At 50.3% G+C, this 25350-nt stretch carries 22 protein-coding genes; 10 read left to right on the top strand and 12 right to left on the bottom strand.

All coding sequences use genetic code 11. The annotated features are described in order from the left end of the window. Positions 1–213: 213 nt before the first annotated feature. From mnmE to rpmH, 5 genes are all read right to left on the bottom strand, one after another. Positions 214–1590, bottom strand: a complete 1377-nt coding sequence (gene mnmE, locus G367_RS0114610; protein WP_020413888.1) for a tRNA uridine-5-carboxymethylaminomethyl(34) synthesis GTPase MnmE — start codon at positions 1588–1590, stop codon at positions 214–216. 74 nt (positions 1591–1664) lie between these two features. After that, positions 1665–3332 (bottom strand): membrane protein insertase YidC, encoded by a 1668-nt coding sequence (gene yidC, locus G367_RS0114605; protein ID WP_026305143.1) that lies wholly within the window; start codon positions 3330–3332, stop codon positions 1665–1667. An 8-nt stretch (positions 3333–3340) separates the two neighbouring features. After that, entirely contained in the window at positions 3341–3574 is a 234-nt protein-coding gene (gene yidD / locus G367_RS25710) for a membrane protein insertion efficiency factor YidD (protein WP_083922742.1), read from the bottom strand. Next, a complete protein-coding gene (gene rnpA, locus G367_RS0114600; protein ID WP_020413886.1) occupies positions 3571–3957 on the bottom strand; it encodes a ribonuclease P protein component in 387 nt (128 codons plus the stop codon). The genes yidD and rnpA overlap by 4 nt, the downstream gene beginning before the upstream one ends. A gap of 27 nt (positions 3958–3984) precedes the next feature. Then, complete coding sequence (gene rpmH / locus G367_RS0114595; RefSeq protein WP_020413885.1) at positions 3985–4119, bottom strand: 50S ribosomal protein L34; 135 nt, start codon at positions 4117–4119, stop codon at positions 3985–3987. Between the two features lie 511 nt (positions 4120–4630). Between rpmH and dnaA the strand changes: the two genes are divergently transcribed. From dnaA to G367_RS0114565, 6 genes are all read left to right on the top strand, one after another. After that, a complete protein-coding gene (dnaA, locus tag G367_RS0114590; protein ID WP_040628923.1) occupies positions 4631–6322 on the top strand; it encodes a chromosomal replication initiator protein DnaA in 1692 nt (563 codons plus the stop codon). 32 nt (positions 6323–6354) lie between these two features. Then, the gene (dnaN, locus tag G367_RS0114585) at positions 6355–7461 is read left to right on the top strand and encodes a DNA polymerase III subunit beta (RefSeq protein ID WP_020413882.1); all 1107 of its coding nucleotides are present in this window, start codon (positions 6355–6357) and stop codon (positions 7459–7461) included. A gap of 124 nt (positions 7462–7585) precedes the next feature. Further along, on the top strand, positions 7586–8692 hold the full coding sequence (gene recF / locus G367_RS0114580) for a DNA replication/repair protein RecF (RefSeq protein ID WP_020413881.1): 1107 nt from the start codon (positions 7586–7588) through the stop codon (positions 8690–8692). An 18-nt stretch (positions 8693–8710) separates the two neighbouring features. Then, positions 8711–11131, top strand: coding sequence for a DNA topoisomerase (ATP-hydrolyzing) subunit B (gyrB, locus tag G367_RS0114575; protein ID WP_020413880.1), 2421 nt, complete (start codon positions 8711–8713; stop codon positions 11129–11131). A gap of 193 nt (positions 11132–11324) precedes the next feature. After that, positions 11325–13181, top strand: a complete 1857-nt coding sequence (locus G367_RS0114570; RefSeq protein WP_020413879.1) for an ATP-binding protein — start codon at positions 11325–11327, stop codon at positions 13179–13181. Then, positions 13182–13583, top strand: coding sequence for a very short patch repair endonuclease (locus G367_RS0114565; RefSeq protein ID WP_020413878.1), 402 nt, complete (start codon positions 13182–13184; stop codon positions 13581–13583). On the opposite strand, the gene G367_RS26650 is transcribed toward G367_RS0114565, so the two are convergent. From G367_RS26650 to G367_RS0114545, 4 genes are all read right to left on the bottom strand, one after another. Beyond that, positions 13577–13930: a restriction endonuclease gene (locus G367_RS26650; RefSeq protein ID WP_026305141.1), complete on the bottom strand. Its 354-nt coding sequence runs from the start codon at positions 13928–13930 to the stop codon at positions 13577–13579. The genes G367_RS0114565 and G367_RS26650 overlap by 7 nt on opposite strands. Continuing rightward, on the bottom strand, positions 13903–14394 hold the full coding sequence (locus tag G367_RS26645; protein ID WP_211214944.1) for a hypothetical protein: 492 nt from the start codon (positions 14392–14394) through the stop codon (positions 13903–13905). The genes G367_RS26650 and G367_RS26645 overlap by 28 nt, the downstream gene beginning before the upstream one ends. Continuing rightward, the gene (locus G367_RS0114550; RefSeq protein WP_020413877.1) at positions 14391–15371 is read right to left on the bottom strand and encodes a DNA cytosine methyltransferase; all 981 of its coding nucleotides are present in this window, start codon (positions 15369–15371) and stop codon (positions 14391–14393) included. Before G367_RS0114550 ends, G367_RS26645 begins: the two co-directional genes overlap by 4 nt. A gap of 116 nt (positions 15372–15487) precedes the next feature. Next, positions 15488–16402: a LysR family transcriptional regulator gene (locus tag G367_RS0114545; RefSeq protein WP_169337120.1), complete on the bottom strand. Its 915-nt coding sequence runs from the start codon at positions 16400–16402 to the stop codon at positions 15488–15490. A gap of 97 nt (positions 16403–16499) precedes the next feature. On the opposite strand from G367_RS0114545, the gene G367_RS0114540 reads away from it, so the two are divergent. After that, positions 16500–17006 (top strand): SRPBCC family protein, encoded by a 507-nt coding sequence (locus tag G367_RS0114540; RefSeq protein WP_020413875.1) that lies wholly within the window; start codon positions 16500–16502, stop codon positions 17004–17006. A gap of 222 nt (positions 17007–17228) precedes the next feature. Here the strand turns inward: G367_RS0114540 and G367_RS0114535 are convergent, their stop codons facing one another. Beyond that, positions 17229–17909, bottom strand: a complete 681-nt coding sequence (locus G367_RS0114535) for a phosphoadenosine phosphosulfate reductase domain-containing protein (protein WP_020413874.1) — start codon at positions 17907–17909, stop codon at positions 17229–17231. Positions 17910–18049: 140 nt separating this feature from the next. Further along, positions 18050–18493, bottom strand: a complete 444-nt coding sequence (locus G367_RS0114530) for a GNAT family N-acetyltransferase (protein WP_020413873.1) — start codon at positions 18491–18493, stop codon at positions 18050–18052. Positions 18494–18723: 230 nt separating this feature from the next. On the opposite strand from G367_RS0114530, the gene G367_RS0114525 reads away from it, so the two are divergent. Further along, positions 18724–20892, top strand: a complete 2169-nt coding sequence (locus G367_RS0114525) for a TonB-dependent receptor family protein (RefSeq protein ID WP_020413872.1) — start codon at positions 18724–18726, stop codon at positions 20890–20892. Between the two features lie 83 nt (positions 20893–20975). Here the strand turns inward: G367_RS0114525 and G367_RS0114520 are convergent, their stop codons facing one another. Continuing rightward, positions 20976–22160 (bottom strand): class I SAM-dependent rRNA methyltransferase, encoded by a 1185-nt coding sequence (locus G367_RS0114520; protein ID WP_020413871.1) that lies wholly within the window; start codon positions 22158–22160, stop codon positions 20976–20978. A 396-nt stretch (positions 22161–22556) separates the two neighbouring features. Here G367_RS0114520 and G367_RS0114515 point away from each other — a divergent pair, with 396 nt between their 5' ends. Then, positions 22557–23543 (top strand): GlxA family transcriptional regulator, encoded by a 987-nt coding sequence (locus G367_RS0114515; protein WP_020413870.1) that lies wholly within the window; start codon positions 22557–22559, stop codon positions 23541–23543. A 472-nt stretch (positions 23544–24015) separates the two neighbouring features. Next, on the top strand, positions 24016–25347 hold the full coding sequence (locus tag G367_RS0114510; RefSeq protein WP_169337119.1) for a serine hydrolase domain-containing protein: 1332 nt from the start codon (positions 24016–24018) through the stop codon (positions 25345–25347). Positions 25348–25350 lie beyond the last annotated feature (3 nt).

Raw genomic sequence — 25350 nt, 5'->3', positions numbered from 1 at the left:
CGGCATTGCATAGCAGACTGTGTAATGAGTTCAGGGGAAAAGTCCGGGAAAAGTGGGGATAGAATTAATTCACCTCAATAATTCTGAGGTTTTCCTGTGTACAGGGGGTGTGGATGTTGTGCCAGGGAAGATAAGCTGGGGAAATACGGGGGATAAAGGGGAGTTCTTGGTCACTCCCCGTGTAGAGTAAACCGGCGAGAAGCAGGCAGCTTACTATTTGCCGATACAGAAGCTGCCAAATATCTTGCCCAGAAGTTCGTCAGCACTGACTGTCCCGGTGATTTCACCCAATGCCTGTTGGGCTTGGCGTAGGTCCTCTGCTAGCAGTTCTCCAGCCCCACTAGAGTGCAATTGTTGCTGTCCCTGCTCAATAAAGGCCTTAGCGCGATCCAGGGCGTCCAGGTGCCGGCGCCTGGCACTGAAATTACCTTCTGCTGCACCGCTAAATCCGATGCTCTGCTTTAGGTGCTCCCTTAGGCTATCGAGGCCCGCGCCTGTCTTAGCGCTGATAGCGATGACAGGTACGCCTTCGGTATGTGCTTGCAGGCCAGCACTGTATTCGGTGAGGTCAATCTTATTTAAAATCAATGTCAGCTTGCTAAGGTCGTTTAGCTGATTGGTGAATTCGGGCCAGGCCTCAGTAGGATTCAGGGAGTGCAGCTGTTCTGCATCCATTACCAATAGGACTCGGTCGGCCTGGTGTATTTCCACCCAGGCACGCTCAATTCCGATCTGTTCGACTTTATCTGGTGCATCGCGCAGGCCAGCGGTATCGGCAAATTGCAGGGGCATTCCATCAATGTGGATATGTTCGCGCAAGATATCCCTGGTAGTACCGGCAATATCCGTAACGATAGCTGCATCATGCCCTGCGAGGGCGTTTAACAGGCTGGATTTTCCCGCATTTGGGCGACCAGCGATGGCCACCCGCATACCCTCTCGCATGATGGCGCCCTGACGGGCCTGAACTTCTACCGATGTGACCTGGGCTAGTAGAGCTTCAATATCTGCGGCGACCTTGCCATCGGCGAGGAAGTCGATTTCCTCTTCCGGAAAGTCGATGGCCGCTTCAACATAGATACGAAGGTGGGTGAGGCTCTCTACCAGGTCCTCAATCTTCTCGGAAAAAGCCCCCTGTAGTGAGCGCATGGCGTTGCGCGCTGCCTGGGAGCTGCCTGCATCGATTAGATCGGCGATGGCCTCGGCTTGGGTAAGGTCTATTTTGTCGTTGAGAAAAGCCCGTTCAGAGAATTCGCCAGGGCGTGCCTGGCGTGCCCCCTGTTCAATGGCTGCCTGTAGTAATTGGTCGAGAATAACCGGGCCTCCATGCCCCTGGAGTTCGACCACATCTTCTCCAGTGAAAGAGTTGGGGCCGGGAAAGAACAGAGCCAGGCCCTGATCAATCAGTTGTTCGCCATGATAAAAATTCCGGTAGTGGACATAGCGGGGCTCCAGGGGCTTTGCTCCGCAGATTTTTTGGGCAACTTGCAGGGCATTGGCGCCGGAGAGACGGATAATACCAATGCCACCGCGCCCAGGGGCGGTGGCGACGGCGGCGATAGTTTCGCGATTGAGGCTTTGTTGTTTCATCGGCAGAGTTTACTCGACAGAACGGAAAAGGGCCGCTTTTGCGGCCCTTGTTAATAGTGCTTGCTGTGGGTAGATCAGTACTTTCCGGCATCTACCTGCTTGTTGATATACCAGGTCTGGCCGATAGTGATCAGGTTGTTGGCAATCCAGTAGAGTACCAGGCCGGCCGGGAACCACAGGAAAAACACGGTCATCATTACTGGCATCAGCTGCATGATACGTGCCTGGGTGGGGTCAGTAGGGGCTGGGTTTAGCTTCTGCATAAACCACATGGAGGCACCCATCAGAACCGGCAGAATAAAGTAAGGATCCTTTGCCGATAGATCGTGAATCCAGAAAATCCAGGGTGCATGGCGCAGCTCCACAGTTTCAGTGAGCATCCAGTAGAGCGCGATAAATACCGGCATCTGTAACAGGATTGGCAAACAGCCGCCCATTGGATTGATCTTCTCCCGGCGGTAGAGCTTCATGGTCTCTTCCGCGAGTTTCTGCCGGTTGTCCTTGTATTGCTCCTGCAGTTTTTTCATCTGCGGCGCAAACTTGCGCATACGAGCCATGGACTTGGTGCCTGCGGCGGATAAAGGCAGCAGCAGAGTCTTGATAAATACGGTGAGCAGGATAATCGCCCAGCCCCAGTTGCTGACAATATGCTCCTGGATAAAGTGCAGTACGCGGAACAGCGGTTTGGCAATCCACCACAGCCAGCCGTAATCCACGGTCAGGTCCAGATAGGGTGAGATCTCCTCCAGGCGGTAGACATCCTTGGGGCCGGCATAGAAGGAAGCGCTCAGCTCGCCCTGAGTCGCGGCGGGGATTTGTACCGGCTGGGCGGTGAAGCCCATACGGAAGAGTCCGTTGGACAATTCGCGCAGCTCAAAAGTGTTGCGTTCATCCTGTGGGGGAATCCAGGCGCTAAGGAAATAGTGCTGCACCATGGCTACCCAACCGCCTTCCACTGTGGTGCGGGTGGGTTTCTCGGCGATTTCTTCAAAATCCTGCTTGAAGTAATTTTCTTCGTTGGTGTGAAGAGCGGCACCGAGGAAGGGTGACATACCAAAACCGGTATCGGTCACCGGCTCACTGGCATCGCGCTTGATCTGGCCAAACATGGCGGCAGACCAAGGTTTGGCGCTGGTGTTATCTACCAGGTAGGCCACCTGAACGAGGTAGTCACCACGTTTGAAGGTGTAGCGTTTGGTGATATTTGCACCTTCTTGCTGCAGGGTCAGGTCCACAATCAGCTGATCCAGCCCTTCGACCATGGCGTAGTTGGTCTTTTCAACCTTAAATAGGGGGCGGCCAGCGGCGCTATCGGTGCCGTTGTTACCGATCAGACCACTCTGGGCGATATAGGTGTGATAGCGGGTCTGGTTTAACAGGATTAAGGGCTGGTCAGGCGTATCCAGTTTTTCCTGGAACTGTCGCAGGGCCACTTTTACGATATCACCGCCACGAGGATCAATGAGCAGATCAAAGACGTCGGTGGTGACATTGATGAGCGTGCGTTGGCCGCCCTCGGTGCCTGTCTCTGCTGGCGCTTGAGACTCCAGTTGGGGTACATCGCCATTGCCGTTTTCGCTGGTCTGCGCCGGGATTTGGTTGCCGCTCTGTATATCGTTGTGAACTATGGTTTCGCGGTCGAGTTCAGGAGTGTGCTGCTCTTGAAATGCATTCCACTGGAAGATAAGTGCGAGGAGAACCGCGAGAATTCCACCGAGCAGCGTATAGCGTTGCCAATCCATCTTAATACCTAGAGCGTGTTCTTGTGTTTGGTGGGGGGAACCGGGTCCAGTCCACCAGGGTGCCAGGGGTGGCATTTTATAAGGCGGCGCGCAGTTAAATAACCCCCCTTTAAGGCTCCGTGAGTTTCAATCGCCTCTTCGGAGTATCGCGAGCAGGTTGGGTAAAAGCGGCACTGGTTACCTACCCATGGGCTGGCCAGATAGCGGTAGACGTGTATCAGCTTGATCAGTAGCCACTTCATGACTTCGATTGTGGCTGTTGCGCGCGCTTGGCCAGCTTGCGCCAGAGCTTGTTTAGTGTCTTCGCCAGTGCGGCCTTATCCAGATCTGCAACCCCCGGGCGAGCCAATACTACAGCATCCAGCGGCGGCAACTGGTGTTGCTGCAAGCGGAAGGTTTCTCGGGTAATTCGCTTGATTCGATTGCGGTCGGAGGCGTTGCGCACATGCTTCTTGGCAATTACCAAGCCGAGGCGCGGATGCTCAGAATCACTGGGGCATGCGAGGATCAGGAGGTGGGGATGCGCGGCGCGCACAACGTTTTCATTGAAAACCTTGCGATACTGCGCCGCATTAAGCAGGCGCAGAGTCTTGGCAAATCCAAAGCTGCTGCGCACCTGCTGCATAGGGAGAATCTCTAAAAAGAAGAGATATTATGCAGACAGTACTTTGCGGCCTTTAGCGCGACGGCGGGCCAGGATTTTACGGCCGTTTTTGGTTGCCATACGAGCGCGGAAACCGTGAGTGCGTTTGCGCTTCAAGTTGCTGGGTTGAAATGTGCGTTTCATAGTCTTGCTACCTGAGACTTTGTGTTCGAAGTTTCTCGGGACCATCCCCGGCCGCGGCCTGGACTCCGGTCCGGCACAAAGCCGGGGCAGACGGAGCTACGCGCTGCGAAGGCCGCGGATTGTATAGAAAGGCAGCAGTGAAAGCAACGCACTGGCAGGGGAAATTCGGTTCCTTCGCTGACAAATTTTGCGTTCTATTTCCCGTCAATTTATCAAGCCCTTGAGGCGCTTGAAGTATCTCACGATGCCCACTGATTGATCCCAAGATATACACAGGTATCTGTGGATAATTTTTTATGTCTTAACCGTACAGCTGATTAATTGTTGTTCAATTGCTTGATTGTGTGGACTTTTTTACGCTTATTTTTCAACAGAGGTATCCTTTCTTGTGGATAACCTACTGCTAGAAAGGTATACTGCGCCGATCTTATTTTGACGGCCTCGGACGTTTCTTTGTCCGGTCTTGCCGTTTTCTCAGTGGTCTTACCATATTGGGGTTTTGGGGGGTTTCTTGACTGAATCCGTTTGGAAGCAGTGCGCTGGTTGTTTGCAGGACGAGCTACCGTCGCAGCAGTTCAATACCTGGATCAGACCGTTACGCGTCAATCCCGCATGTGCGGAGGGCGAGTTGCGCCTGATCGCGCCGAACCGCTTCGTGTTGGACTGGGTTGGCGGAAAATTCCTGAATCGTATCCGTGAACTCGTGCATCAGTTTTCTCCCGGTCAGCCACTGCAGGTGGCCCTGGAAATTACTGCGCGCCGCCCTGCGCGTTTTCAGCGCAATCGAACTATGGCCGAGCCCGCACCGTCACCGGTACCGACGTCTACACCTATACCTCCTAAGGTACCGTCGGCTATACCAGCATCACCAGATACTTCAGCGGCTCGCGGCGGTTTGGCATCTAATGGCAATTGGCATAGTCCACCACCGTCTTCAACAGCATCTTCCCCACTATCTGCAGCGACCTCTTCATTACCCGTGCAACCCATGCCGGTTGGAGCCTTTGGAAGTGGTTTGCGAGGTACCCCTCATCCGGCCGTGGCAGAGGAGGCTACTGCGGAGCAGATGACGACAGGGGAGCTGGCACTCACTGATCTGCGCCCTCCGGCTATGGGTGAGATGGCACGCTCAATTCCGGAACCGCCGGCGCGCCAGGTGGAGGTAGAGGGGGCTATCAAACATGGCAGTTCGCTCAACCGTAACTTCACCTTTAAATCTTTTGTTGAGGGTAAATCTAATCAACTTGGCCTTGCGGCTGCGCAGCAGATTTCCGATAACCCCGGTGGAGCTTATAACCCACTCTTTATATATGGTGGCGTCGGCCTTGGTAAAACACACTTGATGCATGCGGTCGGTAATGCCCTGTTAGAGCGTAATCCCAATGCCAAAGTGGTTTACCTGCATTCCGAGCGTTTTGTAGCGGATATGGTAAAGGCGCTGCAGCTTAATGCGATTAGTGATTTCAAACGCTATTACCGTTCTGTTGATGCCCTGCTGATTGACGATATTCAGTTTTTTGCGGGTAAGGAGCGCTCCCAGGAGGAGTTTTTCCACACTTTCAATGCACTTCTTGAGGGCGGGCAGCAAATTATTCTGACTTGCGACCGCTACCCCAAAGAGATCGATGGCCTCGAAGAACGTCTTAAGTCACGTTTTGGCTGGGGATTGACTGTAGCCGTGGAGCCTCCGGAACTGGAGACTCGCGTGGCAATATTAATGAAGAAAGCCGAGCAATTTGGTGTGGAATTGCCGCACGATTCTGCTTTCTTTATTGCTCAGCGTATCCGGTCCAACGTCCGGGAACTGGAAGGCGCTCTGCGCAGGGTGATTGCAAATGCCCAGTTTACCGGTCGCGCAATTGATGATGTTCTGGTGCGTGAGGCTTTAAAGGACTTATTGGCCCTGCAAGACCGATTAGTAAGCGTGGACAATATTCAGCGAGTGGTTGCCGAATACTACAAGATTAAGGTAGCGGACCTGCTCTCTAAAAGACGCAGTCGTTCCGTCGCGCGGCCGCGCCAGGTTGCCATGTCATTGGCCAAGGAGCTCACCAATCATAGTTTGCCGGAGATCGGCGATGCCTTCGGCGGGCGGGATCATACAACTGTCCTGCACGCTTGCCGTAAAATCCGCGAACTGCAGGAGTCCGACGCGGATATCCGTGAGGACGTAAAGTTACTGACACGGTCGTTGACCACTTAATCGAATAACTGACAAACAAGGCGAAACTACCGATGAAATTCAATGTAAGCCGGGACGCCCTGCTGAAACCGCTACAACTGGTAGCCGGCGTTGTCGAGAAGCGCCAGACTTTGCCGGTCCTGGCCAATGTATTGATGCAATTACAGGGGCAAGAGCTGTCCCTGACTGGGACTGATCTCGAGGTTGAGATTGTTGGCCGCCTGCCGGTGGACGGTGTGGAGATGGAAGGTGAGGTGACAGTCCCAGCACGTAAATTGTTGGATATCTGCCGATCTTTGCCCGATGGTGCTGAATTAAAATTTGAGCGCGATGGTGAGCGCCTGGTGCTGCGCAGTGGGCGCAGCCGTTTCCAGTTATCAACCCTGCCTGCTGCCGACTTCCCCAATCAGGAGGAAGCAAGCGCCCAAACACGTTTCGACATTTCCCAGCGTGAGATCCGCCGCCTTATTGAAGCGACCAGCTTTGCCATGGCTCAGCAAGATGTCCGCTATTACCTGAATGGCTTATTGCTCGAGTGCCGCCCACAGCAACTTCGTGCCGTCGCCACTGACGGTCACCGGCTGGCCCTCTGTGATCGGGATGCGCCGGGATTAAATGTTTCAACTCCGATACAAGCTATTGTTCCCCGTAAGGGTGTACTGGAACTTGGTCGTCTGCTAGAGGACACTGATACCCAGGCGCAGGTGGTACTGGGTAATAACCATATCCGTGTTGTTAGTGGCCAGTTTACGTTTACCTCCAAATTGGTGGATGGCAAGTTTCCGGATTACGAGCGCGTTCTGCCACGAGGTGCAGGCAATGTTGTTTATGCCGATCGCCAGGGGCTGCGCCAGGCATTCTCCCGTGCGGCCATTCTCTCTAACGAGAAATATCGCGGTGTACGCTTACAGGTTTCCGAGGGGTTACTGCAAATTATTGCCAACAACCCTGAACAGGAGGAGGCTGAGGAGCAGATGTTGGTGGATTATGTGGGAGAGCCTATGGAGATTGGCTTTAATGTTTCTTATCTCCTGGATGTTACCGGTGCAATCCACAGTGACCAAATCCGCATCAGTCTGGCGGATGCCAACAGCAGTGCGCTGTTGCAGCAGCCTGAGGAGGGCGATGCCCTCTATGTGATTATGCCGATGCGCCTATAAGACTCAGGCTGAGAAGCTTGGCTCACTTTCGAGAGGGGACCGCTTTGTATCATGGACAGGTGGTCCCTTTGTTTTTTCAGAATCTTGCGGCTGGCATTCCCCCGGCTAGCGAGGAGAAGGGTCTATGGCACTGACCCGTCTTCTGATCTCCAATTTTCGTAATATCTCTCAAGCTGACCTGTTTTTGGACGCAGGAGTAAACCTGTTCTGTGGTGTAAATGGGAGTGGCAAAACTTCAGTCCTTGAAGCTGTACATATGTTGGCTACAGGTCGCTCCTTTAGATCTCGTCAGCATAAATCTGTTATTCAACATGATCAGCCCGGACTTACGGTTTTTACCCAGCTGGATACGGGGCTCAACCTCGGTGTTGAACGTCTGGCCAACGGTAGTGGTCGTGTGCGTATCAACCAGACGGCAGCTGAGTCCAGTTCACAGCTCGCCAGTTGTCTGCCCTTGCAGTTGATCAATAGTGATAGCTTCTCCGCCCTGGATGGCGGGCCCGGTGTACGTAGGCGACTTCTGGATTGGACAGTGTTCCACGTGGAACATCTTTTTGCGCAGGAATGGAAAAACTACCAAATCGCATTGAAGCAGCGAAATGCCTTGTTGCGACGTGGTAAAATCGACGCTGACGCGATTGGGATTTGGGAGCATCAGTTGGCTCAGAGTGGCGAGAGGGTAGACAGCCTGCGTCAGGGCCAATTCCATGAGCTGCGAGCGGCTGTGACCGCTCTTCTGGTGGGGTTGCCTCTTAGCCTGTTACACAAAGTGGATATAAGCTATCGGCGTGGTTGGCGAAAGGAGGTCGAGCTGGCTGAGGCGCTTAGGGAGTCTCGGGAGGGTGATCTCAGTCAAGGGCATACCCGCACTGGGCCTCACAGGGCAGATCTCCGTTTTACCGTTGCGGGAGAGCCAGCGCACAATGTTTTATCCCGTGGCCAGCAGAAGATGCTGGTATGTGCTGTCCGAACGGCTATGGCGCAATTGGTGTGTCGTCACCGGGAGAAACCGGTATTCCTGGTTGACGATCTGCCAGCGGAGCTGGATGAATACAATCAACAGATTTTTGCGCACTGGGTAGGGCGTTGTGCCAGCCAGGTGCTTGTAACCGGAATTGAGGATGGCACTACAAGCCGCCCCTGGCGGCAGCTAGATGCCCCTTGGAATTGCCCAAAAGTGTTCCACGTGGAACATGGGAAGATCAGTGCCGAAGCTTCGGCCGCACAATAAGTTGAATGGAGCGAATAAATGTCAGAGCAGCAAAGCTATGACTCAAGCAGTATCAAGGTATTAAAAGGCCTGGATGCGGTGCGCAAGCGCCCCGGAATGTATATTGGTGATACCGACGATGGCACCGGTCTGCACCACATGGTATTCGAGGTGGTTGACAACTCCATCGATGAAGCGCTGGCCGGCCACTGTGATGAGATCCGTGTAACCATCCACCCGGATGAGTCCATTTCTGTATCGGACAATGGCCGTGGTATCCCAACAGAGATTCACCCGGAAGAGGGGGTCTCTGCAGCAGAAGTGATTATGACCGTCCTTCATGCGGGTGGTAAATTTGATGACAATACCTACAAGGTCTCCGGCGGTCTGCACGGGGTAGGGGTATCGGTAGTAAACGCTCTGTCCAAGGAGCTGAAGCTGATTATCCGTCGCGGTGGCAAGATCCACGAGCAGACCTACCACCACGGTGTGCCCCAGGCACCTCTGGAAGTTGTGGGTGACAGCGATACCACCGGCACCACAGTGCACTTCAAACCCTCAGAGGATACCTTCAGCAATATCGAATTCCATTTCGACGTGCTGGCCAAGCGCTTGCGTGAGCTGTCCTTCCTGAACTCCGGTGTGCGTATTGTCCTGAAGGACGAGCGCAGTGGTAAGGAAGAGGTCTATGAATACGAAGGGGGTTTGAGTGCCTTTGTGGAGTTCCTCAATCAGAACAAAACCCCGATTAACAAGGTTCTGCACTTCCAGAGCCAGCGTGAAGACGGCATTGCAGTAGAGGTGGCATTACAGTGGAACGATAGCTTCCAGGAAAGCATCTTCTGCTACACCAACAATATTCCCCAGCGCGACGGCGGTACCCACCTGGCGGGCTTCCGTGCAGCCCTGACCCGTGGCCTGAACAGCTATATCGAGCGGGAAGGCCTGGGCAAGAAAGACAAAGTGAACACCACTGGCGATGACGCCAGGGAAGGTCTCACCGCGATTATCTCTGTGAAGGTTCCGGACCCGAAATTCTCCTCCCAGACCAAGGACAAGCTGGTTTCATCCGAAGTGAAACCCGCTGTAGAGCAGGAGATGGGCCACCACTTTACAGATTACCTGATGGAGAACCCACAGGAAGCCAAATCTGTCGTCACCAAGATGATCGACGCGGCCAAAGCCCGTGAGGCGGCCCGCAAGGCCCGCGAAATGACTCGCCGCAAGGGCGCGTTGGATATTGCCGGCCTGCCCGGGAAACTGGCGGACTGCCAGCAAAAAGACCCGGCACTATCTGAAATTTACCTGGTGGAGGGTGACTCCGCTGGTGGTTCTGCCAAGCAGGGCCGCGATCGCCGTACCCAGGCGATCCTGCCGCTGAAGGGTAAGATCCTCAATGTGGAAAAAGCGCGCTTCGACAAGATGCTTTCCAGCGCCGAAGTGGGTACCCTGATTACCGCACTGGGCTGTGGCATCGGCAAGAGCGAATTCAACCCGGACAAGCTGCGTTACCACAGCATCATCATCATGACCGATGCTGACGTGGATGGAGCCCATATCCGCACCCTGCTGCTCACCTTTTTCTTCCGTCAGATGCCGGAGTTGATCGAGCGGGGCCACATCTACATCGCCCAGCCGCCGCTGTATAAGATCTCCAAGGGCAAACAGGAACAGTACCTGAAGGATGAGGGCGCTCTAACCCAGTTCCTCACCAACGCCGCCCTGGAAGGCGCCACGCTGTTTGTGAACCCGGACGCCCCTGGGCTTTCTGGCGCCTCCCTGGAGAGCCTGGTAGGCGAGTACCGCAGCGTACTGGCGACAATCGACCGTCTGTCGCGTCTGTACCCTGAGGAAGTGCTGCGCAGCATGATCTACCTGCCTTGCCTCACCCAGGAAGACCTGCAGTCCCAGGAAAAAGTTACGGCTTGGAGTGAGAAACTACAAGAGAAGCTGGGTGAAGAGGAGAGTGGCGGAACCCGTCGCCATGAAGTGACGGTTCAGGAGAACACCGAGCGCGGCCTGTTCCTGCCCCATATCCATATCGTGGCCCACGGTGTTGGCAGTGACTACCTGATTAACCACGAGTTCTTCGATTCCGCTGAGTACGCGTCTATTTGCGCTCTGGGTGAGAAGATGGTGGGCCTGCTGGAAGAGGGGGCTTTTATTCAGCGCGGTGAGAAGCAGCACCCTGTCAGTAGCTTCCCTGAAGTGATGGACTGGCTGATGGGCGAGAGCCGCAGAGGCTACGGTATCCAGCGCTATAAAGGACTGGGGGAAATGAACCCGGAGCAGCTTTGGGAAACCACCATGGACCCAGAGAGCCGCCGTATGCTGCAGGTCACTGTGGAGGATGCCATTGCGGCTGACCAGATCTTTACCACCCTAATGGGGGATCAGGTAGAGCCACGCCGTGACTTTATCGAGACCAATGCCTTGGCGGTGGAAAATCTCGACGTTTAATTGGCATTTGTCAGGTCTCAGAAGATTCGCTTCAGAGTCTCAAGTCCACGCTCCGCAGTCTCATATCCGTGTTCTGAGAGAACGAGGCTGCGGGGGGCGTAAGTAGGCGCTTCAAAGAATAAAGAATAAAAACTTCCACTAAGCTATCGAAAGATGATGTTTGGTGGGAGACAAGAATAAGTAGGTTTAGTCCATGGATGACCAACTCACCCTGAAATTCGATCCCAATACTATCGAGCACCTTGGAATATCCCTTTACTCTAAGTTACCAAGTGTAATATCAGAGTTAGTTTCAAATTCTTGGGATGCTGACGCCGAAGAAGTCGAAATAGTTTTCGAAGATGATGGGGCGGAGAAGGCCATTTACTACCGAGATGATGGCCACGGAATGAGCTTTGACGACCTCAATGAAAAATATCTCATGGTGGGGCGAAACCGAAGGGTCTCTGATAATGCTCAAAGTACACCAAATGGACGGAAAGTTATTGGAAAAAAGGGACTTGGGAAACTTTCAGTATTTGGCATTTGCAATGAGGTTGAGGTCCGAACAGTTAAAGATGGCGTTGAAAACCGCTTTTCAATGAATATCAATGACATCAAAGCCTCTCAGAAAGACTCGTATAATCCCAACATCATTCATCAAAATGAATCTACATCGGAACAAGACGGGACAGAAATTTGGCTTCGCGAAGTAAAGAGAAAATCTCCGTTTAAAATTGATGACCTTGCTATCGGCCTTTCGAAAAAATTCCTTATTTTCGATCAAATGCAGGTGACTGTTTCTCACAATGGTGGGGCTCCCTTAAAAATTACAAATGAGCTCAAATTCCAAGACTTCAAAGAAGAATTCAGATGGGAATTTCCTAATGAGAAGCTTGGTGGAACTGAGTTTGAGTATTTGCACCAAGTTCAAGGAAGTGTCATTACTTTAGAGACCCCGATCAGAGATACTGAAATGAAGGGAATCTATCTCACGTCCCGAGGAAAAATTGTTAACAATGCAGGGTTTTATGGTTTACGAGATACTGACCAGTTTCATTCTTATGTCACAGGATATTTAGAGGTAGATTTTATTGATGATGTCGAAGATGACCTTATATCAACAGATCGTCACTCCTTGAATTGGGAGCATGATATAACTCGAGACCTTCAATCGTACCTACAGCAGGTGATAAAAAAGATCGGGGCACAATGGAGAGCCCGCCGAGCTGCAAAGAAAAAGAAAAGCATCACGGCTGAAACAGGATTAAATATTGAAGATTGGGAAGCAGAGCTGACCAGTATCGATAAGACGCTAGCTAAGAAAATCATCTCACCGATTCTCGAAAACTCTAATCTTGACGTTGATGAGTCAAGTAAAATTATTGGCAGTGTTATTGGCAAGTTTGAAAATGCCACTTATAAAGAGTATGCCCATCAGATTGCAGACACAATTCACCCAGATGAACTTCCGAAATTTCTGAAGCTCATTGATGAGTGGAAAGCTACAGAAGCAGCTCAAATCAGCAGTCTTGCCCTTGCTCGTGTTCAAGTAATCAAGAGGTTTGAACAGTTTCTTGAAACGGATACTAAAGAAGTTCCGACACTTCACAACTTCCTGAAACGGTTTTCCTGGTTATTAGACCCGAGAATTATTGAATTCAAGGATGAAGTGACATTCTCGAAACTATTACAAGAAACGTACCCAGAAGTTGATTTAGACGAAACCGATCGGAGGATCGATTTTCTTTGCAGTAATGCTCTAGGTGGAATTTTATACGTAATTGAAATTAAGAGAAGCAATTACAAAGTTGACCTAAAGGCAATCGATCAAGCTTTCGACTACAAGTCATTTCTCGAAGAAAAGTATGCTTCGCAATCAGGGTTTAGTAGCGTCGTTTGTTATGTTATAGGTGGAGAAAAATCTTCTGAAAGGGTATTTCGGCACCGGGAAAAGTCATATAGCGACAGCGGTGCAGTCTTTGTTAAAACATACCGTGAGTTATTAGAGCAATCCAAAACACACCATCAAGAATTCATAGATGCTTGCGGAAATTTGCCAACAGAATAAATGGATGTCCTAACCGCTTCCCAAAGATCCTTTTGTATGTCGAGGATTTCTGGCTCAAATACAAAGCCTGAAATTAGGTTACGGAAGTCTCTTTGGCGGCTTGGATATCGCTATAGATTGAAGAGCGATCTAATTGGAAAACCAGATTTCATATTTGTCACTCCACAAGTAGCAGTTTTTGTTGATGGTTGCTTTTGGCACAAATGCCCAAAACATTTCGTAGTACCTAAAACCCGCACTGAGTTTTGGATGAAAAAAATCAATAAAAACTGTGAGCGTGACAGGCAGGTTTCACAAGAGTTAAAACAGTCAGGATGGCGGGTGCTCAGGATCTGGGAGCACGAAATAAAAGAAAACCTACCGGCTTGCGTGGAACGCGTTGAAGCACTCTTGAGTCAGTGATTTTGATCTAACGAGCGCTGGACACCTGATGGGTTTCCCAGCTTTTTAAGTAGGAGCTTGGCAATATCTGATGCGCATAAAACAACAACCGGGTGCTCGTCGCTTTTGAGTTCCTTGTATACTTGGTTTGCAAGATGGGCAGTGGTTATTAATACTCCAAACTGACGATGACGCAGCCGGGAAATCAATCGTGAAATTTCCTTTACTCCAACTCTATTGCCTATCGTATAGGATTTCGCCTCCATTACGAAATCAACGTCAATACCACTTGCTCCCTGACAGATACGGTATTTACCTATTGCATCCCGCCAAGGCCTGGTTATCTCAATATTGTGAGTATTTGGCATCGCGATGCCGACCAAATCAGCGGCAAGGGACTCAAACCCGGCTGGAGAATCCCTGAAGCGATTGTAGAGGATGAGATAACTGACTGTTCATCGGTGGAAAGATCCGTTTGCTCTTTCGTAGACCGGATACCGACTGTTGTTTCTGCGACCAGCCGATTGTATTTACGCTTATTTATCCAGTCGAGCCATGGCTTCGGAGCATGAGGAGAAGTCAGGGCCAAGCCGTTCTCAATATCCCGTTCATCTGGCCAGTCAAGATTCGAGAAATCAGTCTGAAGTACTAGTAACTTAAGAGTGTCAACTTCCGTTCTAGGGCTTCCGAGACACCGGAACCCTGTTCCGTTATCAATACTTAACAGTGCAGGAAGCGGGTCATCAGAGAAGTTACCCTTTCTGGAACCACCGTAAATTGCATCAACAAAAAGATCCTGGTTGGCAAGATCCGTACTGATGATCTCCATCATGCTACTTCACGGTTGATCTGATCGAGCTGGTTCAACTTTTTGAAGATAATTTCTGTAACAGGTGAACAGACTCCATTACCACAAAGTTTGACTTTATCCCGGCGATTACCCACAGGCAGTTTGTGTTTGCTATTGCCGCACATTGCTTTAAGCAGTTCCGGTGGTTGGAGCATTCTGAGCTGAGGCTCACCTTTTTCCCATGTGACCAAGCCGAAGCGGTCTAATGTTGTTACTGTACGCAAAGGGTCCTCAAGTCTTTGCCAGCCGCCAGCATAATCAGAACCGTAATAGACAATCAGGAAGTCTTTGTTTTTTCCAAGTTCGGCCATTGCACGTTCGGCGCGTTCGATAGTTGCCTTCGCCCTATTTGGACTATAAAGCGGCTTGGACTTGTACTGCCCTGTCCAGTCGATAATTGATGCAGCATTTTTCCGCTGGCGTCTATGAAGCTTCAGAAGGTCTTCTTTGGTTATCTTAGTTCCCATCCTGTCGCAAACCAGAAACATACGCTTTCTAGCCTGTGGGGCACCAAAGTCAGCAGCATTCAACTCCAGTGGGCTGACTTCATATTTTTGCCCACGGATGTCCCGGATGAGATTTTCCAGGCCATCCCACTTCTTCATCTGTGGTACGTTCTCCACGATTACCCAACGGGGCTTAAGGGCCCGCATCCACGGAATTATTCCCAGGGCAGTTTCTTTGCTCTGTTCACAGCCGGGGCGGGCACCACGGGCGATGGAATGGGACGTGCATTCAGGAGAGGTGAGCAGTACATCTGGCTGATACTTCTTGGCATATTTTCTCGGAACCACATTCTCAATACGCTCGGTAAGAACCTCCGCTTCGGGAAAGTTATGTTGATAGGTCTCTGTCGCGAGATCCCAGGCATCCACAGCAAGAAGAGGAGTTGCTCCTGCACTGACTGCACCACGCGCACCAAAGCCCCCGCCGCAAAAAAGATCTACAAAAGTAAGCATCAAAAAAATCCAATCTATTTACGCCAGGTTAAACAAGCCGGCAGCCGTAAACAAGAGAAGATTATAACCCGCCCCTTTAGATGAACCGTCTTTATGTAGATCTAGTGATCTTCGGATCAGTTCTTGGTATTAATATAACCCTGCTTTCCATCAAGCTTGTCTACAAGACGACTAAACAACTCCACGATAAACTCCCTAAAAACCTTAAAACGCATAACATTGCGGTGCTCTGGATTGGAGACTAGCCACAGTTCATGCAGGCGGGATGGAGCTGCCCCAGGGACCCGAATGACTCCTTCAGCACCATCTGCAAGAAAGCAGGGCAGCCTGGCCAGCCCCAGTCCACTCTTAACTGCCTCTAGCTGTATCAAGCCGTGATTAATCTGGTGCTGATAAGGCATCTGTGGATAGGGTGTGTCTTTGGCCCAATTCAATATGGCGTCATCGCCACTCCAGCCGAGCCAGTGACCATCGTCAGGTACAGATTCCTCGATATACCTTGGAGAACCGTAACAGCAACTGGGTAGGTCGGCGAGCTTGCGAGCAACAAGTCGATCCGAAACATTTACGCCGCCTTTGGGGAGAATACGAAGTGCTATGTCGGCTTGGTGACTTTCCAAATCGAGAACGTGGCTAGTAACCAGTAGCTGTACGTTGATCTCTGGATACGCACGTGAGAAGTCATTTAGGTAGGGGATAATTAAGTGCGATGCGACTACATCCGGCATCGTGATGCGAACTTCCCCGGAGAGCTGGTTACTCCCTCCCTGTAAATGCTTTTGCGCGGCATTTAGATACTGCTCTGCCGATTGGGCATAGTCGAGCATCGCTTTGCCATCCTCCGTCAGCTGATAGCCTTTGGAGCTGCGATAAAACAGCTTGGCCTGAAGCTTTTCCTCCAGGGCATCAATACGGCGAGAAACTGTGGAATGGCTGACTTTAAAGTCGTCAGCAACGCTGCGAGCACTCTTACTCCTGGCTACCGCGATAAAGAACTGGATATCTCCCCAATCTATGGACTCTTTATGCAACACACTGTCCTATTTTGCTGTATTCCGTTGCATATAGTGTCCAGTTAATCTGTCTCCCGTCAATAGCACTCCCGTAGAGAAACCCAGGAGATCAGAGATGAAAGAAGCCCAAGTAAACCGAGAAATCGCAATCGACCGCCCAATTGATGAGGTTTGGAAGGTCCTTGCCGTTGATTTTTACACAGCCTCTGAGTGGATGACTTTAATCCCTCACTCCTTTGCTAAGGAAGGAAAACCTGTTGAAAATGCGAGTGTAGAAGGCCGGGTTTGTGTGCTGACAAATAAGGGACCGTCGGGTCTTGTCGCAGATGAAACTATTACAAGGTTTGATGAGAAAAACTATGAACTGGATGTCTCGGTTGAAACAAAAAATACGCCACCGGGATTCCCCGTTAAAAAGAGTTTATCTAAATTTAAATTAAGCCCCTCTGTTGGTGGTGGCACTACAGTGAATTTCACTGCAAATATGGAGTTAAATGCTTTAGGAGGTGTGTTGAGCCCTGTGGTGAAGAAGATGACCGGCTCTCAATTTGAGCAAATGCTGAAGGACCTAAAAATTCACATGGAAAAAGGAGGTCATCTCGCCAAAGAGGCAGTTGCCTAGCCTATCGCATGATAAGTAATTTAAGGACTCTTCTGGATTTACGCAGAAGTAAATAGAAGAGTCTCCTTTTTGAAAAAAATACAGCGAGTCGAGACTCGCCTTTTGTAATAGATTTTTTTATTCGTTAAATACGCAAAAAGTATTTACTTTATAATCGGCTGGGATAGAAGGCCTTGTTAAAGAGATAGGCGAAGCACGCTAGTCCTCACCGAGTATTCCACTCTATTTTTCCAGTAACAACCCGCACTCCCGGTGCTCCTCACCTTTAGTTGGATCAAAGTAAATATCGTTATCGGGAAGGTCATTCTCGTAAACGTACTCTTCAACATCAATTTCTTTTAGGTGGAACATCGGCGCTACACGAATGGTGCCGTGATTGCCTTGAGTAAACACATCCAGATTTTTGCGATGGGCATTTTGATCGTGGCGGATACCATTCAACCAGACATCGGGTTGTAACTCCTGCATTGCGCGGTTAAAGGGTTCAAGCTTTACCGTGCGTGAGAAGAAGTCATGCTCGGGGGTATCCAACTGCGGGATACCACCATAGACCGCATTGTAGTGAGCTGCCGATATCTTGGGTGAATAGGTACGCAGATTCAGGTTCAGCGTCCTCACGACATTTTCGATATGCCGGTAGGTTTCTGGTGTGTTGTATCCGTGATCCACCCAAATAACTGGGATATCTGGCTTGGCTTTGGTGACCAGGTGCAGAAAAGCGACCGCAAGTGGGCGGAAGTTTGTAAAAACTACCGGGTTTTGTGCCTTTTCCATGGTGAACCGCATGATCTCGCTGGGCTTGGCCCCAACAAAAGACTTGTTCAGCGATGCCAAATCGGCACCGTGGTGGAAGAAGCGGTCGGAAAAAGACTGCACGGTGTTGGTGGAAGCGTGGTGTCCCATAAGAAATCAGCGCATAGGATAGTTAGGGTAGAACGCATGCTACCCGCTTAATTTGTCGCGTAGAAACAATAAAAAGAAGTGAATCAATAAGCTTCAGTTATAAGTAAAAGCTTTTGACTAGGGCTCATGGCTATAAAGAGCTAATCCAGGGTGCGATCGAAGCGCATCTGGATCAGGTGCTGGCCGTATTCAGCAATATAACGCCGCTCGGTTTCCACAAACCCTTGTTTTTGTAGGAAATAACGTGTGCGGAGGTTTTCCCTCAATACCTCGGTTTGCAGTTGGAGCCTACCTTTACCCGCTGCGGAGAGCAGGCTGGCGCCAATGCCGCAGCCCGAAAATATTGGACTGACACAGAGATAGGCTATGCGGTCCCGGTCAAGAAGAGTAATGAATGCTTCGGCTACGGCATTGTGGCGTCCTGTAAATACGAGGCAGAGACTGGCCTGGCGGCAGTCACGACGAAACTGCGCGACGTGATCGAGCCAGAATTGGCGGGACAAAGAGGGGTGAGAGTTGGCTGTCGCATGGAGCCAGAGTTGCTCCAGCCTGTCCAGTTCTTTGAGTTCTGCCTTTCGAATCATGGGCACCCCCGAGGCGGATACATGGGCCCAATGCTAGTCGGGTCAAAGGTTAGATCCTAGAAAACATCCCCTTATTAGGATAGAAACTATAAAGACAGCCATTTTTTCCTCATGAAGGCATCAAAAGGCAAGAAATAGTTCTGTTATGCCATTGGGTTTATAATGGTAAAATACAATCATTCTTATTAATAACAATAATTACAAAGCTATAACGACTCAATGGAGGGTTCATGAAGAAATTTTTCCTGTCGCCATTGGCTATCGCCCTGGCGGCTGTTACAGCTGCACCAACCTTGGCTGAACAGCGCCTGGAGACGGTTACCGTTATTGGCGATTCCGAGTCCATTTCGACGCTACCGGGTTCCGCGCACCTGGTTGATGCTGATGAGCTGGCCGAATTCGAGTATGTAGATATCAACCGCATGATGCGTTCTGTACCGGGTGTCTACATCCTCGAAGAGGATGGCTATGGTCTGCGTCCGAATATTGGTATTCGTGGTGCACAGGGTGGCCGCTCTGCCAAGATCTCACTGATGGAAGATGGCGTATTGGTAGCTCCGGCACCTTACTCGGCACCGGAGGCTTACTATTTCCCGAGTGCAGGCCGTATGGATGCCATTGAAGTGCTCAAAGGCCCCGCCGCATTGCAATACGGTCCATTTACTGTTGGTGGTGCGGTAAATATGTTGAGCACACCAATCCCAACTTCCAGCCAGGGCATGGTGCAGCTAGAAGCCGGTGAATACGGTGAGACCCGTCTGCACGCACACTATGGTACCAGCACAGAAAATACCGGCTGGCTGCTGGAGACCCAGCAACAGTATGCGGACGGCTTCCGCGAAATCGATCGCGCGGACAGCGCGGATATTGCTAAAGAAGATTACCTGCTGAAAGGCCGCCTGCAGTCCGATGCGGATGCGATCTTTCGCCAGCAGTTGGATATCAAGCTGCAGTACTCCGAAGAGGAGTCAGGCATGAGTTATCTAGGACTGACGGATGCCGACTTTAACGATGATCCTAATCGTCGCTATGGTATCAGTGCCCTGGATGAAATGCAGAATCGCCACAGCACCGTTCAGCTGAACCACAGCATCGAGTTGAGTGACAGCTTTACCCTGCATACCCAGGCTTATTACAACAAGTTTAAGCGCGACTGGTTTAAGGTCAGCGAGGGTGAATTGATAGATGCTGTTAATACCGGCGGCGCTGTTGACGGAGTTATAGATCCCCAAGCGGTGTTGGATGGCACTGAGGATTACACCTTTGGTATCAAGCATAACAACCGCGAGTACGAGGCCAAGGGTCTGCAAATCAGTGCCGATTGGCGCTTTAACACTGGTGCTATTGCCCACGAGCTGACATTCGGCCTGCGTCAACATCAGGATGAAGTCGACAGATATCAACCTGTAGAAATTTACAACCAAATTGATGGCCAACTGGTATTTGATAGTGTTGAGCTGCCTAGCGCCAGCAATAACCGTGTCGAAGAAGCTGAGGCTACCTCGTTCTTTATCTACGACGATATCAGGCTGAACGAAAAGCTGACTCTCACTGCTGTTCTTCGCTACGAGGATATAGAGACCGAGCAGCAGCGTTATAACGACGCCGATCGTACTGAGAAGGGCAGCTACCGTTCCAATCAGGTGGATGAGTGGCTGCCCGGTCTGGGGGTTGTTTACCAGGCCAATGAGCAGTGGAGCCTGCTGGCAGGAGTGCACCGTGGCTTTGCTCCTCCCGGTGCAGGCGCAGCCGATGGCCAGGGCCCGGAGTTATCCACAAACTATGAATGGGGTGCGCGCTTTGATAACGGTAGCGTAAGTGCCGAGTTAATTGCCTTCTACAGCGATTATGAAAATGCTGTGCAGAACTGTTCGGTAGCTGTGGAATGCCCCAATGGTGCCGACAGTGGTACCTACCAGCTGGGTGAGGCAGAGATCAAAGGGTTGGAAGCTACCTTCGGCAGTGAGTGGGTACTTGCAAACGGTTGGACGCTGCCAGTAAGAGCTACCTATACCTTCACCGATGCTGAAATTACTGAAGACAGTGACGATGGAGGTCTAGTTGCCGGGGATAATCTTGAATACCTGCCGGAAAATGTATTTGCTGTATCTGCTGGCCTGGATAGTGGCGCTGCCTGGCGTCTAAACCTAACCGCAGCCTATCAGGACGAGATGTGTGTTAATACTAGCTGTAATCAGGGGAATACTGACCGCTTCGATTACACAGAGTCTCTGTGGGTTGTGGATGCGGCTGCGCACTACGACTTTAGCGCCGACCTGACCGGTTACCTGAAAGTGGATAACCTGTTTGATGAGCAGGTGATTATCAGTCGCAGCCCCGATGGTGCTCGTGCTAACCGGCCGCGTACTGCCGCTTTGGGTATGAAGTACACCTTCTGATCCGAGCTTCGGCAAAATCACTGGATAAGGGAAACCCCGGCTAGAACCGGGGTTTTTTATTGGGAGGTGTGAGTAATAGCCTACTAGCGGTCCCCACCCAAGTGCGCAAAATGGGCTTTGAGATAGCTCGTTTCGGGGATTGCCGGGTGTACCGGATGGTCTGCGCCTTGGCCACCACTGGCGAGGATACGTGCACGTCTCCCCAGCCGATGTGCGGCGCCACGGACACAGTCCAGTAACTCGTCTGATTGCAGGTGCATGGAACAGGAAGCACTTACTAACAGTCCATCTTCGCCAAGCAGCCGCATGGCCAACTCGTTGATATGGCGATAGGCTGACAGCCCGGCCTTGTGATCCTTGCGTCTCTTTATGAAGGCTGGAGGGTCCAGCACGATGACATCGAATTTTTCCCCAGCAGCAACCATAGCTTTGAGCACGTCCAAGGCTTTGCCATGGACAGTGTTGAGCTTATCCACAAGTCCATTGTGATCTGCGTTGACCTGACACCAGTCCAGGGCCTGTTGTGAGGCATCCACACAAGTTGTGCTGGCAGCACCGCTGGCCAGGGCCTGAATTCCCCAACCGCCGGCGTAGGAAAAGAGATCCAATACCCGCTTTCCCTTAACCCAGCGGTTGAGCAATCTGCGATTCTCGCGGTGATCGTAGAACCAACCCGTTTTCTGTCCCGCATGTATCGGTGCAAGTAAGGGGACGCCATTCTCCTCAAAAGGAACCATCTCGGGAACCTCTCCGAAAACAACTTCTTTGACCGGTGGCATTCCTTCTACGGCGCGCCCCTGGTGATCGTTGCGTAGCAATATGCCTCTTGGTTGGACTAACTCAATTAACTTATCCACAATCTGCTGCTGGAAGTGTTCCATTCCCCAGTTGCTCACCTGAACAGCCAAGTAATCACCAAACCTATCCACAACCAGACCTGGCAGACCATCTGAATCCCCATACACCAACCGGTAACTCGGATGCTCAAAGTAGCGTTGGCGTAGGCTCAAAGAAGATAGTAGGCGCTCACTAATATCGGAATCATCGAAACTGGATTTTTTAGTAACGAGACGTCCACAAATGAGCTGACTTGGGTTTATAAAAGCCGTGCCGAGAAGCTTCCCTTGACTGTCGAGAACCTGGCACAGACTGCCGGGTTCGATTCCCTTAAGTGGAGATCGCTTGGTGTCCACTTCATTGCTGTAGATCCACAGGTGGCCACGTTTCAAGCGGCGCTCAGCACCGCGATTCAATATTAATTCCAGCAAAGAGAATCTCCCTGGGGTTGAACAAAATTGGTGGCAATTTTGCTTGGCTAGCCCTTTAGGTCAAGTGATAGTCCGTATGGAGAAGTACCCTGCTAATTGTTAGTAAGGAAAAATTATCCACAAACGCTACGCGAGGACTCAAGAAATCATGGTGATGTGGATAATTTTCGGGAACATGGCAAGAAGAAACAGGGGGAGCTAAAAGGGCTTAAAAAATGAGTCTGTGACCACTTACATTGGGCGCTCCCCTGGCGTATGGTAATACGGGCGCCAGGCAGGCTAAGAGCCGTTTGGATATCTAATGCAGATAAATGATTGGTAAATTATCAATTAGACGGCAGAATTCCCCACCAATATGTCATTTTTGCCTAATTGGTATTGTGGAACACTCCTGCAATGAAATTCCCAAAGGACCATTCTCTAAAAGTCTCCATGGTTATCTATCCCGGAGCTTCGAGTCTCGATGTTACCGGCCCCCTGGAAGTCTTCTCTCTGGCCAATCATCAACTCCGTGCAGAGGGGCGCTATACCTCTGACTTCTACGATACCCAAATTTTGGCTGACAGTGCTGGGCCTATAGTCACGGCTTCTGGAGTAAAGCTCTATGCAGATTATGGCTTCAGGGAAGTCGAGGATATCCACACCCTGTTGCTCAGCGGTGGGCCACCGAAAAGTTATGATATTTTGGGCAGCAATGTCGAGTTTATTCAGTGGCTGATCGATCAGGAGACACAGGTGGAACGACTCGGCTCCATTTGTACCGGAGCCTTGATACTGGCCAAAGCAGGCTTGTTGAATGGTCATCGAGCTACTACCCACTGGGCAAATGTGGCAGCACTACAAGAGTATGCCGACATAGAAGTGGACCCCGATGCCATTTATATACGAGATGGTAATCTCTACACCTCTGCGGGGGTTACAGCAGGTATCGATCTTGCGTTGGCACTGGTCGAGGAGGACCACGGCCGTAGCCTGGCATTGTCGATTGCGAGAATGATGGTGCTCTACTTGAAACGCGATGGCGGGCAACAGCAGTACAGCACCCACCTGATGAACCAGCTGCAAAGTGATCGATTTGCCGGGTTGGTGGAATGGATTTACCAGAATTTAAAGGAGCCACTTACCGTAGAGAGGCTTGCACAGGAGTCCGCCATGAGTCCACGTAATTTTGCTCGATGTTTTTCTCGGGAATTGGGCGTAACTCCGGCACGCTTTATTGAGAGTATCCGGGTGGAGAAGGCCTGTCAGTTGCTCTCAGAGCAAAACTTGTCTCAGGAAAGGGTGGCTTGTCTGTGTGGCTTCCAATCCCAAGAGCAGTTGAGACGAACATTCCGCAGGCACAAGGGAATTCTTCCAAGTGAATTCCGCCGCCGCTTTCATTAAGAGCCAAATTTTACGGATTAAATATTTTAGCGGTTGTGACAAAGTAAATTTTTATTATGAACCATATAATTTTTTTATAATAATTAAAAATACCTGTACTTTTATGCGCAATGATTAACTTATCCTGGATAAACATAAAAAATTTAAAAAATATAGAAAGTAAAAATAGATATATCCTAACCTAATAAAAAAGATATTTTTGTAAATCATACTGTTTTTACTTTATCAAGATGCTACTTAATCTACTCATTTTGGAACTATTGATGAATAGTACTTAGGATAGAGTATGTATGTGATTTTCAGATAAAAGATAGCAAAGGTAAAAAGCGGCTAGTGTCAGTTAAAAAGAGTGAAAGTTTACTAAATAGTACCAGCCCCCTGTCCCAAGGTATGTGGTCTTTGCAATGTCAGAATTGGTCGTAACTGAGTCTCTTGATATACGGGTGGCAATATAACATTGAGAGAACCGGGCTTGGAGAGTTTTACTACAACTGTTACAGCCCATCCTTATGAATTTGGGAATAAGCTGATGAGTCATAAAAAATTCCTGCTGGGCAGTCTCGCTATTCTGTTATGCGTTGGTTACCTACTATGGCCTGTTTATCAATTTTATGCATGGTCACTTGACTCCCTGCCACTAAGCCCTTTTGGCTGGCGAGCCTTACCTGATAAGGCACCGTCGACACAGGTACTTTATAACGATGAATATAATTCCGCCGCAGAATATTCCCTAACCGTAATCGAAAAACACCGCGAGAAAATTGGTGCTCCGGCTATTTCTGCGGCAGTTTCAGCCTGCGGCGAGGTGGTCTGGGCTGGTGCATCCGGATGGGTGGATTTAGCAAGGCAAATACCAGTCTCCACTGAGACTCGTTTTCGTATCGGCAGCACCTCCAAGGCTTTGACTGGAACGGCTCTCGCAAGGTTGGTACAGAATGGTAGAGTTGATCTTGATAAATCAATCGGAAATTATTTTGAAGTGATGCCGAACTCGGGATGGGCGGATATAACGCCGCGTCAGTTGGCCGCACATATGTCAGGTTTGCCACATTATAAGAATAATTCTGACTGGCTCGGTTTATATAAAACTCTAGCATTGCGTAGTCATTACGAAAGTATGTACCAAGCCTTGGGGGTTTTTGATGATAGTGAATTGCTTTACAAGCCAGGGACAGAGTTCTACTACAGTAGTTTCGGTACCGTTCTTTTGGGTGCAGTCTTGGCTGAAGCCGAGGGGCAAAATTATCTGGAAGTGATGAGTAGGGAGGTTTTTAGACCCGCCTCAATGAAAAATACAGAGGCATCACCGGTAAATGGAGATCCGACTCGTAATATTGCTCGCTTTTATAAAAGTAATGGTTTAAGTGGAGAGGAGCTTCGTCTACGCGAGTGGCGTCCGGTGGATTTAAGCCATCGATTGCCAGGAGGTGGTTTTATTTCTACGCCAAGTGATTTGGTTAAACTCGGCGCCCTCTATCTCGACGATCGCTACTTAAGCCCTGAAACCAGGGAAATATTTTGGACGCCACAAAAGCTTGCGAATGGAGATGTGAATGAGCAAAACTACGCTTTGGGTTGGCGTGTTCGAGAAATGGAAATTTCTGAGGTGGGTTTTTTGCGTGTTGTCAATCATGGCGGCGTCAGTCGAGGCAGCCAGAGTTGGTTAATGATAATACCGGAATACAAACTATCGATTGCGGTGAATATTAATCGCAAAACAAAAGTTTTCTGGGATTTCGGTAATGTTTCTATGGATATCGCTGCGGCATTTATTCGACAACAAGAAAAACTGGTTTGTAAATAAAAA

This window comes from Microbulbifer variabilis ATCC 700307, from assembly GCF_000380565.1.
Lineage (GTDB): Bacteria > Pseudomonadota > Gammaproteobacteria > Pseudomonadales > Cellvibrionaceae > Microbulbifer > Microbulbifer variabilis.
The sequence above is the reverse complement of the archived record's forward strand: the minus strand, read 5'-3'. Positions and strand labels throughout refer to the sequence as shown.

Coding starts and splice junctions, on each gene's coding strand:
- mnmE (WP_020413888.1), bottom strand. CDS start 1,590: ATGAAACAACAAAGCCTCAATCGCGAAACTATCGCCGCCGTCGCCACC.
- yidC (WP_026305143.1), bottom strand. CDS start 3,332: ATGGATTGGCAACGCTATACGCTGCTCGGTGGAATTCTCGCGGTTCTC.
- yidD (WP_083922742.1), bottom strand. CDS start 3,574: ATGAAGTGGCTACTGATCAAGCTGATACACGTCTACCGCTATCTGGCC.
- rnpA (WP_020413886.1), bottom strand. CDS start 3,957: ATGCAGCAGGTGCGCAGCAGCTTTGGATTTGCCAAGACTCTGCGCCTG.
- rpmH (WP_020413885.1), bottom strand. CDS start 4,119: ATGAAACGCACATTTCAACCCAGCAACTTGAAGCGCAAACGCACTCAC.
- dnaN (WP_020413882.1), top strand. CDS start 6,355: ATGAAATTCAATGTAAGCCGGGACGCCCTGCTGAAACCGCTACAACTG.
- recF (WP_020413881.1), top strand. CDS start 7,586: ATGGCACTGACCCGTCTTCTGATCTCCAATTTTCGTAATATCTCTCAA.
- gyrB (WP_020413880.1), top strand. CDS start 8,711: ATGTCAGAGCAGCAAAGCTATGACTCAAGCAGTATCAAGGTATTAAAA.
- G367_RS0114570 (WP_020413879.1), top strand. CDS start 11,325: ATGGATGACCAACTCACCCTGAAATTCGATCCCAATACTATCGAGCAC.
- G367_RS0114565 (WP_020413878.1), top strand. CDS start 13,182: ATGGATGTCCTAACCGCTTCCCAAAGATCCTTTTGTATGTCGAGGATT.
- G367_RS26650 (WP_026305141.1), bottom strand. CDS start 13,930: ATGCCAAATACTCACAATATTGAGATAACCAGGCCTTGGCGGGATGCA.
- G367_RS26645 (WP_211214944.1), bottom strand. CDS start 14,394: ATGATGGAGATCATCAGTACGGATCTTGCCAACCAGGATCTTTTTGTT.
- G367_RS0114550 (WP_020413877.1), bottom strand. CDS start 15,371: ATGCTTACTTTTGTAGATCTTTTTTGCGGCGGGGGCTTTGGTGCGCGT.
- G367_RS0114540 (WP_020413875.1), top strand. CDS start 16,500: ATGAAAGAAGCCCAAGTAAACCGAGAAATCGCAATCGACCGCCCAATT.
- G367_RS0114535 (WP_020413874.1), bottom strand. CDS start 17,909: ATGGGACACCACGCTTCCACCAACACCGTGCAGTCTTTTTCCGACCGC.
- G367_RS0114530 (WP_020413873.1), bottom strand. CDS start 18,493: ATGATTCGAAAGGCAGAACTCAAAGAACTGGACAGGCTGGAGCAACTC.
- G367_RS0114525 (WP_020413872.1), top strand. CDS start 18,724: ATGAAGAAATTTTTCCTGTCGCCATTGGCTATCGCCCTGGCGGCTGTT.
- G367_RS0114515 (WP_020413870.1), top strand. CDS start 22,557: ATGAAATTCCCAAAGGACCATTCTCTAAAAGTCTCCATGGTTATCTAT.